This window comes from Longicatena sp. (assembly GCF_982403165.1).
In genome coordinates this window covers 23672-34432 of record NZ_CEVYEL010000029.1, presented here as the reverse complement: position 1 = coordinate 34432, position 10761 = coordinate 23672, and the positions used below count along the sequence as shown (strand labels likewise).

Sequence of the window (10761 nt, the reverse complement as noted above, 5' to 3'; positions counted from 1 at the left end):
AATATGTATAGTAGATTCAAAAAAATTAAGAAAATTCTCATTAATTTTCTAAAATAATGGTTCCTATTCAAAAAATAATCGCTGATTATATGAAAAAAATAAGATAAAAGGGGATATTAAGAAGATTTTCTAAAATAAACTGTATAGCCTTTTTTTATAAGTATCGCGAAATGCTATAGAAATGCTAGAAATATCGTTGCAGAGGAAGGAAGAAATATAACAAATAGTTAAAAAATTTCATAAAAAAGATGAAAAATCAAAAAAAACAGAGTACAATAAGAATAGAAACTGATGATGCGAAACCAAAGGTATAAGTGTGAAGGTGTTTTCATATACATGGTTGTATCCATCATCAAGAAAAGGAGGATCTACCAATGAACTTAAAAGGAACAAAGACGGAAAAAAACCTGAATGAAGCATTTGCCGGAGAATCCATGGCACGAAACAAATATACGTATTATGCTTCTAAGGCTAAGAAAGACGGCTATGTACAGATTGCCAATATTTTTGAACAGACGGCAAACAATGAAAAAGAACATGCGAAATTATGGTTTAAATTATTGCATGATGGTATGCCTGATACTGTGACGAATCTGAAAGATGCCGCTGCCGGTGAAAACTATGAGTGGACAGATATGTATGCTCGTATGGCAAAAGAAGCTCGTGAAGAAGGTTTCGATGATATCGCAGATACAATGGAAGGTGTTTTGGCAATTGAAAAAACACATGAACAACGTTATACGGCATTATTGAATAACATCGAAGATGGTACCGTTTTTGAAAAGAGTGAAGAAACGGTTTGGGAATGCTTAAACTGCGGTCATTTGCATACTGGTAAAACAGCACCAGAAGTATGCCCGGTTTGTAATCATCCACGCTCTTATTTTGAGGTACGTAACGAGAACTATTAGGAAATTTATCGAGGATATCCAGGCGGTATCCTCTTTTTTCTATCTGGTGTTTCCCTGTTTTTGGCAATATTTAGAAAAAACTCCTGTTATGAAACAGAGTGTGCTAAAATCATAGTAGCAATTTTTTTAAATATATATAAGGTAGTGTAGGATAAGGAACAGTACTTTCTATATGTTTAAGAGAAGTTTTTAAGCACATTTCCTTAAACCATAAACGATTTCTTATAAAAATTGTTTATGCAAGTGTTGTAAAAAATGTGGAAATGTGTAAAATGAATATGATACATCTTAAGCAAGAACATAAGAAATTCAAGCTAATTTCTAAGATAGATATTTAACGAAGGGAAAAGGTGTCAGAACAAGCTATGACGAACTTCATACATTCGCTGCTCAACTTTAAAAAAATGTCTCCTGCGCAAAAGATTGCCGCAAGTTTTTTATTGGTCATTCTTTGCGGGGCGTTATTGTTGACGTTGCCGATATCGACAAAAAATGGAAGCTTTTTTCATCCGCTGGATGCATTATTCACCGCAACCAGTGCAACTTGTGTTACAGGACTTTCCACGGTGACCGTTGCGGATACGTTTAATACATTTGGACAAATCGTTATTCTGCTTTTGATTCAGATCGGTGGTTTGGGATTGATGACCTTTATGGCTGTTTTCGTCTTGATTATTCGCAATCGTTTATCCATGAATGAAAAAATCGTCATGCGGGAAATGCTGAATCAGGATCATGTGGTCAATATGAAAAAATTCCTGCAAGATATTTTATATTATACCTTGTTTTTTGAATCTGTGGGGGCGATCTTGATTGCCTTTCGCATGATTCCACGTTTTGGTTTACTCGATGGCGGTTTTAAAGCCGTGTTTCTTTCTGTTTCGGCTTTCTGTAATGCCGGTTTTGACACCTTAGGATCAGTTAGTTTGCAACAGTATGTTCATGATCCGCTCATGTGTTTCACCATTATGGGACTTATCGTACTCGGCGGCATTGGTTTTGCCGTATGGTTTGATATCCGTGATAAGATCAAGCCTTTAGTAAAAAGACAAATTAGCTTTGAAAAGTTTAAACACTCTTTATCATTGCATACGAAAATTGTTATTTCGGTCAGTCTGACGCTGATCTTAGTACCAGGATTGCTTATTTTGCTGTTAGAATTTGCTAATCCTCATACGCTTGGTGATTTCAATATCTTCGAAAAGACAATGACGGCGATGTTTGAATCTATCGCGTTGCGTACAGCCGGTTTTACAACGATTAATTATGGTGGTTTACGACCTGCAACCGATCTTTTGATGATGGTCGTCATGTTCATTGGTGGTTCTCCCGGAGGTACCGCCGGTGGTATTAAAACGACGACGATTGCTGTTATCGTTATTTATATGTTGAGTGCCTTAAAGGGTCGTGAAAAGACGGTTGTCTTACGCAGAACGATTGGCAACAGTATTGTTATACGTGCGATGGGTATTTTCTTTATTAATCTGGTAACGCTGTTAACAGGTATCTTCTTATTAAATATTGTGGAAGGAAAACCTTTTATCTCACTCGCTTTTGAAGCGGTGAGCGCTATGGCGACCGTTGGTTCATCTTTAGGCATTACGGCTACTTTAGGAGTAGGTGGAAAACTGATCATCATTTTATTGATGTATGTGGGAAGAATTGGTATTTCGACACTGATCTTGTCACTTACCAGACCAAAACCTGGCCTTGATAAAAGTACAAAGGTTTCCTATCCTAATGGAAATATCATTGTTGGTTAAAAGGAGAAAAAACTATGAAAAAATATACAGACAGACAATATGCCGTTTTAGGACTTGGTATTTTCGGCTCAACCGTTGCCAAAACATTAAGTCGTTATAATTGCGATGTTATCGCAGTAGACAGCGATATTAAATGTGTGAATCGTATGGCCGATATTGTCACACAGGCCATGCAGTGTGATATCACAGATATTGATCAGCTGCGAGCTGCCGGTATTCAGGATTGTGATGTGGCAATTGTCAGTATGGGGAACCATTTGGAAGAAAGTGTTATGGGAATCATCAATCTAAAAGAATTAGGTATTCCTTATATTGTTGCCAAGGCGAAAAATAAACGTTATATGCAAATATTTCTTGAATTGGGAGCTAATAAAGTGGTCCGTCCGGAAAAAGAAATGGGCGAACAGGTTGCGAAAAGTGTCTTAGGAAAAAATATCATAGATATTGTTGATTTAGACAGTGAATATAGTATTGTGGAAATACCGACACCGAAACAATGGGTAGGGAAATCATTGATTGAATTAGATCTGCGTCGTAAGTATGGTATTAACGTCGTAGGAATACGTGGCTATTTAGAAGAACATTTGAATGTATGTCCGGATGCCGAGTATCGCATAGAAGCACAGGATCATTTGGTTGTGATTTCTGATTGCAATACGTTAGATCGTTTTGATTTCTTAGATGAATTATAAAATTTTATCAAGAACGTTATGGAAACCTAACATCGTCTCATGTGACGGTGTTTTTTTATATCCTTTTTTGCAATTAAAAAAGGCCTGATGAAAATACGATTGTTCCTCGTGTTACTTGTTTACCTTTATCTCACTGACAAGATTTATTTGTTTTTTCATATACTATACAACAGGAGGAATGCGTATATGGTTGAAGTCAAAAGTATTACGGTAGGACAGTATCATTTCGCAGGTATTTATATCAATCTGCCTCAATATCCGATTCATTTTATCATTTCTACACATACGATCTTAGCACAGGATAATTTCTCCATGGACTATTTTGAACGTTTGGATCGTCCGGTAGCCGTACTTTTATGTCGCTATACCTTTGGCTTTGCCGGCATTTTAGATAGTGAGATTATGTCCATGAATCACATAGCGAAGGAAAAAGGCGTTACCATCGGCATGAAAGCGAAAGATGCGGTGATTCTTTGTGAAGAAGGTAAGGATCAAACGATATAAAAAAGGAAAACTTTTACTTCTTTTCATCGTTCTTCTATTGATCATTTTTCAAATGATAACAGCTTTTCACCATACCATTGAACCTCAGCTACAGGCGATTGCCAAGCAGCATACCGGTTTTGCTATCAATAATATCGTGAAAGAGGTATTAAGTGATATGGAATATAAAAGTGACGATCTATTGCGCGTGGAACGTAATAGCGCAAATCAGATTACAAGTGTAGAGTATGATTCGGCAAAACTAAATGCGCTATTGTACTCCGCTTTAAATACAATTGATGAATCTTTATTGGCAGCGCAGGATGGAAAAAAAGATCCGACAACTAAAGAGGTCTTTTATGAAGATGGAATCTTATATGAAGTACCAATCGGTTATTTTACGAAAACTTACTTGTTTTATGATAAAGGACCGAAGGTTAAGATACGTATGAAGATGCTCAACGATGTCACCGGAGAAATCAAAACAGAGGCGAAACCCTATGGTATCAATAATACGATGATTAAGATTTCTCTTGTCATTCATGTGGATGCGCAAGTCATCACGTTTTTAAGTGTGAGTGAATATAAGACGAAAATGGAACTTCCCATCGTCATTCAAGTGGTAAATGGAGACATACCGGAAATTACACCGTATGCGCTTACAAATAATTGATATTTTATTCACAAAATGTAAAAAAGTGTTGGATATCCAACATGTTTTATAAAAATAAGAGTGTTATCATAGAACTGGTTAAAAGAGAGCTGGTGCGATTATGAATGCCGAACAGACAAAATCCCTAACCTTCTACGGTCGTCAAGAATTTGCGATGATTCCTATTCTCCTTTATGTGGTTTTAGGAGGAGCTATCATGATAGGATTTCAGTATTATTCTATGAAAGTGCTGATCTTTGCGGCCATCGTTTCCATCTTTATTGGTTATTTGTTCTGCCGTAAGAAAAAGGAATACTGGAATGCTATCGTACGAGGATTAGCACAGTATGGAAATGCTCGGCTCATTCTGATTTTTATGGTCATTGGTATCTTTTCCAAGGTGCTAGTGACAGGAGGCATCGGCGGTGGCTTTATCTGGGCCAGTTTGCATTTAGATTTACATGGTGGTGCTTTTGTGGTCTTTTGTTTCCTTGGCTGCAGTATTATTTCAATGGGTGCAGGTGCACCGATTGCGGCGTTATTGGCGGTGGTACCGATCTTTTATCCGGCGGGTATCATGCTAGGGGCTAATCCTGCTGTGTTATTGGGGGCAATGATGAGTGGCATCTTCTTTGGCGATGCCTTATCACCAAGTTCGCAGGTTATCCATACGACCATTGCTTCGCAACACGATGCCCATACCCAAAAGAGTGCGGATTTAATCGAAACGATGAAAGAACGTTTGCCTTATATCCTTTTCGCCGGTTTTGTTTCCATGATTCTCTTTTATTTCTTAGGCAGTGATACAAGTGCGGTGGAGCATGTGGCAGAATTAAGCAAGCTTTCTAATCGTTCAGGCTTATGGATGCTGCTGCCCATCGTTGTCTTATTGCTTATTTGCTTTAAGACAAGTGATTTGTTCATGGGAGTGAGTGGAGGTATTCTTACCGGTATCGTCATTGGCTTAGTAACCGGCATTTTCCAAATGTCGGATATCTTCTTCATTGATACAACGACCCAACAGCTGCATGGGGTATTCTTCGATGGTATTACTAGTGTAACGGATATCATCCTATCTACCATTTTGTTATATGGTTTGATTCAGGTCGCAGTTGAAGGTGGCATGATGCAGAAATGTTGTGACTTTTTGCTAAGTCGTAAGATGATTCAAAAGCCGGCAGGTGCAGAAGGCATTATCGCCATCGGTGTAGGTGTAGTAAATGTCTTACTGGCAGGCTGTGTCTTACCTTCGATCATCATGTTTAAAGATGTGGCAGATACCGTTGGACAAAAGGCTGAGATTCCTGCCAGTCGCAGAAGTATTCTCTTGACTGCGATGGCAACCAATGTGACTGCCATTGTCCCAATCAATTCGGCCTTTGTCATGGGTGCTGTAACGGTCGTTGCGGAAATGACAGCGAAAAATCCAATGCTGCCGAATGTTACACCGTGGCAAATCTTTATATCGTCATATTACTGTTTGTTGTTAACACTTGTCTGTATCGCCTGGGTTGTATTTGGTCTGGGCAGACATAGAGAAAAAGCGAAACATAGCTTGCATATGCAAAGGAGTGGTGAAAGATGAGTGAAATGTATGATGTTGTTATTATAGGTGGCGGCCCTGCCGGATTAGCAGCTGCTATCTATGCAGGCCGCGCACAGCGCAAGACACTGCTGATTGAAAAAGGCAGCTATGGTGGAAGAATCAATGACACTAGAGAGATTCGTAACTATCCGGGTACAATTTCTGATAGCGGTGCTGGATTGATGGAAAAATTCAAGGAACATGCACGCAGCTATGCAACAAATGAATTCAAGCGTACAACGGTTACCGGCATTGAAAAAGCAACGGATGGAAGCTTTGTGATCCATACCAAACGCCGTGGAGATTTCTTAGCACAGTGCGTGTTATTAGATACCGGTACAAAACCAAGAATCTTAGGTATTCCTGGTGAAGTTGAATTTGCTGGACATGGTGTTGCCTATTGTGCAACCTGTGATGCGGAATTCTTCAAAGGCAAAGAAATTTATGTGTTGGGTGCCGGAGATCAGGCAATTGAAGAAGCCGATTATCTGACAAACTTTGCAAGTAAGGTCACCATCATCGTCTTACATGAAGAAGGTCATCTTGATTGTAATGAAGTCGCAGCAGAAACGGCCTTCCATAATCCAAAGATTCACTTCGTTTGGAATTCTACCTTACAGGAAATTAAGGGGAAAGAGGAAGTCGAAAGCCTAGTCATCAAGAATGTTGTTACCAATGAAAGCAAGGAAGTAAAAGCCGATGGTATCTTCTTCTTTGTTGGCATGGTACCGCAAACCGAATTTGTAAAAGACTTGGTTGCCTGTGATAAGAAAGGGTATATCAAGGTAAATGAAAAGAAAGAAACCAATGTGGCTGGCATTTATGCAATTGGTGATTGTACCCAAACTTTCTTACGACAGGTTGTAACTTCTGCCGCCGATGGTGCGATTGCGGCAACGGCCAGTGAGCGCTATGTGAAAGAAAAGAAACAGATTGATGCTATCCTAACACCAGACAGTGGCAAAGTAGCCTTTCTGTTCTACAATCCATATGATAGTGCACAAATTGATGTTCTTACGAAGATGGAAGAAAAGCTTGGTGGAACTTATCATGTCATACGTCAGGATATCACACGTCAAAGCTTATTGTATGAACGCTTGCAAATGCATAATGTACCAGCAGCTGCTTATTATGAAAACGGCCAAGTAGAACGCATCGAAGAATCTTTATAAAGAAAATAGAAAAATGGCTCATACAGCAAAGAATGCTGATGAATAAAAGAAAGAATGGAGGAATGAGTTATGGGACAGCCAAGTGTTTTCCCTCATGGAGTTACTGTTTATGATCCAAAAAAATGTTGGAGTGGGTATACGATCGTACCGTTGATTAATGATGGTGTCTTGTTGTTTGATATGAATGGAAATGAAATCCGTCGTTGGAATATGCATGCCATGCCACCAAAATTATTGCCAGGAGGTTATGTGATGGGCCTTTCCGGTTACCGTCATCCAGACTATGGTATGCAGGATGGTGTTAACCTGATTGAGATTGATTATGATGGAAATATTGTATGGGAATTTGATAAATTTGAAGAAATCAATGACCCGGGAAGAGATCATCGCTGGATGGCACGCCAGCATCACGATTACCAGCGTGAAGGAAATCCTGTCGGCTATTATGTGCCAGGCATGGATGCCAAACCATTAGAAGGAAATACGTTGATTCTCGTACATCAAACAGTGCATAATCCTAAGATTTCAGATAAAAAGCTGTTAGATGATTGTATGATCGAAGTCGATTGGGAAGGCAATATCTTATGGAAATGGTCTATTACCGATCACTTTGATGAATTAGGCTTTGATGAAGCAGCCTTAAATATCCTTTCAAGAGATCCGAATATGCGTTCATCTGATGGCGGTGTCGGTGATTATCTGCATGTGAATTGCATGAGCTATCTTGGACCTAACAAATGGTATGATCAAGGGGATAACCGTTTCAAACCGGATAATATTATCTTTGATTGTCGTGAAGCCAATATTTTAGCAATCTTAGATAAGGAAAGCGGTAAGATTGTTTGGCGTATCGGTCCTGATTTTAACGCAACACCGGAATTGAAGAAATTAGGTTGGATCATTGGACAGCATCACTTCCACATGATTCCTAAAGGTCTTCCTGGTGAAGGCAACCTGTTAGTGTTTGATAATGGTGGTTGGGGAGGTTATGGCGTTCCTAATCCAGGCTCTAAAAACGGAACTAAAAATGCGCTGCGCGATTATAGCCGTGTATTAGAATTCAATCCAATTACATTGGAAGTTGTTTGGAAGCTGACCCCAAAAGAACTCGGTCATGCAATTCCTACCGATGCTAGTAAATTTTACAGCCCTTATGTATCCAGTGCCCAGCGTTTGCCAAATGGAAATACCCTAGTGACAGAAGGCAGCGATGGTCGTATAATAGAAGTAACGGCAGAACATGAAATTGTTTGGGAATGGATTTCACCTTATTATACCCATAATGAAACCGGACCAAAGAATAATATGATCTATCGTGCATATCGTTATCCATACAGTTATGTACCGCAAGAACCAACACCACAGGAAGTTGCAATTCCTAAAATTGATAATATTACCTATCGTGTACCAAATGCCGGTGCCTTTGGTGCTAAGAAGATTATTGATGTAGAGGGAACTTTACCTTATTATCAGGATGTAGCTCTTTGTGTTGCGACCGATGATGAAGAAGACATGAGCAAGCGTGAGAAAGTATTTAGCGTAGATACGGATTTATTTGAACCGGTAAACAGCTTTGCGGATTGGAATGAAAAAGTATTAAAGGTAAATGATAAACCAGTGCTTGTCTTGTTTGGTGCTGAACGCTGTGTTCATTGTAAAGCGTTGCATCCGGTATTAGAGGAAGCTTTGCAGGATGAATTTAACAGCAGTTTCCATATCCGCTATGTCAATGTGGATGAAAATAAGGACATTGTGGATGCATGTCATGTACAGGGTATTCCTGTTGTGGCAATCTATCGTCATGGAAAAGAAGTACAACGCTTTAATGGAGAACGGGATTACGATGATGTCTGTGATTTCTTAGATCAGGCATTTGCATAAAACTACATGAGGCAGGAGGTAGACTTCCTTGGAAAACCGTATATCGCAACAGACACCTTTCGCATATCGCTGTTTACATCATCCCGTATATGGGAAAGCCTTTCGTTATCAAAGCTATAAAACAGCAGAAATCATCCATCCAACAGGAGCACCGATTGATGAATTTGGAATCGTGGTGGATGGTATCTTAAAGGCAAACCTGTATACCGTAAATGGCTGTGAATTGTGCAGTGCTTACTTTGAAGATTGTGATGTGTTTCCCGAATTTCTCTACTTCACTGGCAAAAAAGTATATACGTATACATTGGCAGCAGTTAAGAAAACAGAAGTTGCATGGATAGCGACTTCTGTTTTTGAGCGTATGTTACAGGAAGATTCCGAAATGATGTATTCCTTTATGCTCTATATCTCAAAACGTGGATTAAAGAATCAGATGTTGTTAAACTGTTTAAATTATCAGACGATTCAAGAGCGTGTCGCATATTGGTTGATTGGCATGAATAATCTTTCGCAAAATGAACATATTCCTTTGCCAAAGTCACAAACGATGTGGGCAAATACCTTGCGTGTTTCACGTTCTTCTCTAAACCAGGAAATCAAGCGTATGGAAGCTTTAGGATATTTTCGCATTGATGGACATAATCTGGTTTTATTAAATCAAAGAGCATTAGAGGATTTGCTATAGCAAATTACGTATGCACATAACGATAGCCAAAAACCAAAAAAGAACCGATTGGTTCTTTTTTGGTGAACACTTGGTATACATCTTAATCAAAGTCTTGAAAATTATTCAGAATCAAGAAATCACTTGATAGGATAAGCGCAGATAGGAATCTTCTAAAACCTCACAATGAAGAAGTTTTAAGATACCTAAGTGAGATAGTTCCTTCGTTGACATCAATGAAGTACCATCAATCAAAGTAGCAGTATCTTTACCGCCAATCAGTACCGGAGCAACAACGATATCTACATAGTCAATCAGCTTTTCTCTAAGGCAAAGTCCATTCAAGGTACCACCTGTTTGGATGGTGAGACGTTGACATCCGTAATCGGTATAAAGTGTTTTAAAAATTGCAGATAAATCAAGTTCATGTTGCTGAAGTATATGCAGATTAGTTTCTTGCAGGGTGAATGCAGGATGTTGTCGATTCGTAGTAACGAGTACAAATTCTTTTGATAAGGCGCAGAAATAGCGTATTCCTTGTAGGGTTAAATGCCGGTTATCAATGATTACGAAAGATACCGGTGTTTTTTGTGGCATTGGTCGCTGGTTAACTCCAAGTTTAGCTTGTACACGTCCGGAATTTAAGCACCATAGATCTGTGGTTTGTTCGATTTCATAATATTGATGTAGCCCTTCCTTGAGTCCTTTCAGTTTAGGAAAATCAAGATCAACATCTAATTCATCCGTTGCACCGGTGCTAATTTTTCCATCTACGCTCATTAACATAAAGAGGGTGGTAAGTGGTCTGTTCATTTTACTATCTCCTAGTTTAGCAGTGTGTTCGTTGTTTTCAGTATACATATATTTCTTTTCAAATTCTTCATCTATTGCCAACAGAAAGTCATTTGACTTATTGACTTCTATTTAGTTGGCTTTTCAATGATATTATGGTAATGAT

The 10761-nt window shown here is 38.8% G+C and carries 10 protein-coding genes; 9 read left to right on the top strand and 1 reads right to left on the bottom strand.

Annotated features, from left to right (window positions below; translation table 11 throughout):
- Positions 1-374 precede the first annotated feature (374 nt).
- The 9 genes from rbr (at position 375) to AC1VS3_RS07810 (ending at position 9824) form a co-directional block, all read left to right on the top strand.
- Positions 375-911, top strand: a complete 537-nt coding sequence (rbr, locus tag AC1VS3_RS07850) for a rubrerythrin (RefSeq protein ID WP_008689243.1) — start codon at positions 375-377, stop codon at positions 909-911.
- A 365-nt stretch (positions 912-1276) separates the two neighbouring features.
- Complete coding sequence (locus AC1VS3_RS07845; RefSeq protein WP_119983249.1) at positions 1277-2674, top strand: TrkH family potassium uptake protein; 1398 nt, start codon at positions 1277-1279, stop codon at positions 2672-2674.
- Between the two features lie 14 nt (positions 2675-2688).
- The gene (locus tag AC1VS3_RS07840) at positions 2689-3366 is read left to right on the top strand and encodes a potassium channel family protein (protein ID WP_008689238.1); all 678 of its coding nucleotides are present in this window, start codon (positions 2689-2691) and stop codon (positions 3364-3366) included.
- A 186-nt stretch (positions 3367-3552) separates the two neighbouring features.
- Positions 3553-3870: a hypothetical protein gene (locus tag AC1VS3_RS07835; protein ID WP_008979636.1), complete on the top strand. Its 318-nt coding sequence runs from the start codon at positions 3553-3555 to the stop codon at positions 3868-3870.
- Positions 3842-4522, top strand: coding sequence for a sporulation protein YunB (yunB, locus tag AC1VS3_RS07830; protein ID WP_481275580.1), 681 nt, complete (start codon positions 3842-3844; stop codon positions 4520-4522). Before AC1VS3_RS07835 ends, yunB begins: the two co-directional genes overlap by 29 nt.
- Before the next feature lie 100 nt (positions 4523-4622).
- Positions 4623-6086, top strand: a complete 1464-nt coding sequence (locus AC1VS3_RS07825) for a hypothetical protein (RefSeq protein WP_481275579.1) — start codon at positions 4623-4625, stop codon at positions 6084-6086.
- Positions 6083-7258: an NAD(P)/FAD-dependent oxidoreductase gene (locus AC1VS3_RS07820; protein ID WP_481275578.1), complete on the top strand. Its 1176-nt coding sequence runs from the start codon at positions 6083-6085 to the stop codon at positions 7256-7258. Before AC1VS3_RS07825 ends, AC1VS3_RS07820 begins: the two co-directional genes overlap by 4 nt.
- A 69-nt stretch (positions 7259-7327) precedes the next feature.
- The gene (locus tag AC1VS3_RS07815) at positions 7328-9139 is read left to right on the top strand and encodes an aryl-sulfate sulfotransferase (protein WP_132224227.1); all 1812 of its coding nucleotides are present in this window, start codon (positions 7328-7330) and stop codon (positions 9137-9139) included.
- A gap of 28 nt (positions 9140-9167) precedes the next feature.
- Positions 9168-9824 carry a Crp/Fnr family transcriptional regulator gene (locus AC1VS3_RS07810; protein ID WP_119983253.1) on the top strand — a complete coding sequence of 219 codons (657 nt, stop codon included), beginning with the start codon at positions 9168-9170 and terminating at the stop codon, positions 9822-9824.
- Positions 9825-9935: 111 nt separating this feature from the next.
- Here the strand turns inward: AC1VS3_RS07810 and AC1VS3_RS07805 are convergent, their stop codons facing one another.
- Complete coding sequence (locus tag AC1VS3_RS07805) at positions 9936-10616, bottom strand: dihydrofolate reductase family protein (RefSeq protein ID WP_119983254.1); 681 nt, start codon at positions 10614-10616, stop codon at positions 9936-9938.
- Between the last annotated feature and the right edge of the window lie 145 nt (positions 10617-10761).

What these genes read in the sequence shown, in the direction of transcription:
- AC1VS3_RS07845 (WP_119983249.1), top strand. Translation starts at nt 1,277, where the DNA reads ATGACGAACTTCATACATTCGCTGCTCAACTTTAAAAAAATGTCTCCT.
- AC1VS3_RS07825 (WP_481275579.1), top strand. Translation starts at nt 4,623, where the DNA reads ATGAATGCCGAACAGACAAAATCCCTAACCTTCTACGGTCGTCAAGAA.
- AC1VS3_RS07805 (WP_119983254.1), bottom strand. Translation starts at nt 10,616, where the DNA reads ATGAACAGACCACTTACCACCCTCTTTATGTTAATGAGCGTAGATGGA.
- AC1VS3_RS07815 (WP_132224227.1), top strand. Translation starts at nt 7,328, where the DNA reads ATGGGACAGCCAAGTGTTTTCCCTCATGGAGTTACTGTTTATGATCCA.
- rbr (WP_008689243.1), top strand. Translation starts at nt 375, where the DNA reads ATGAACTTAAAAGGAACAAAGACGGAAAAAAACCTGAATGAAGCATTT.
- AC1VS3_RS07835 (WP_008979636.1), top strand. Translation starts at nt 3,553, where the DNA reads ATGGTTGAAGTCAAAAGTATTACGGTAGGACAGTATCATTTCGCAGGT.
- AC1VS3_RS07840 (WP_008689238.1), top strand. Translation starts at nt 2,689, where the DNA reads ATGAAAAAATATACAGACAGACAATATGCCGTTTTAGGACTTGGTATT.
- AC1VS3_RS07820 (WP_481275578.1), top strand. Translation starts at nt 6,083, where the DNA reads ATGAGTGAAATGTATGATGTTGTTATTATAGGTGGCGGCCCTGCCGGA.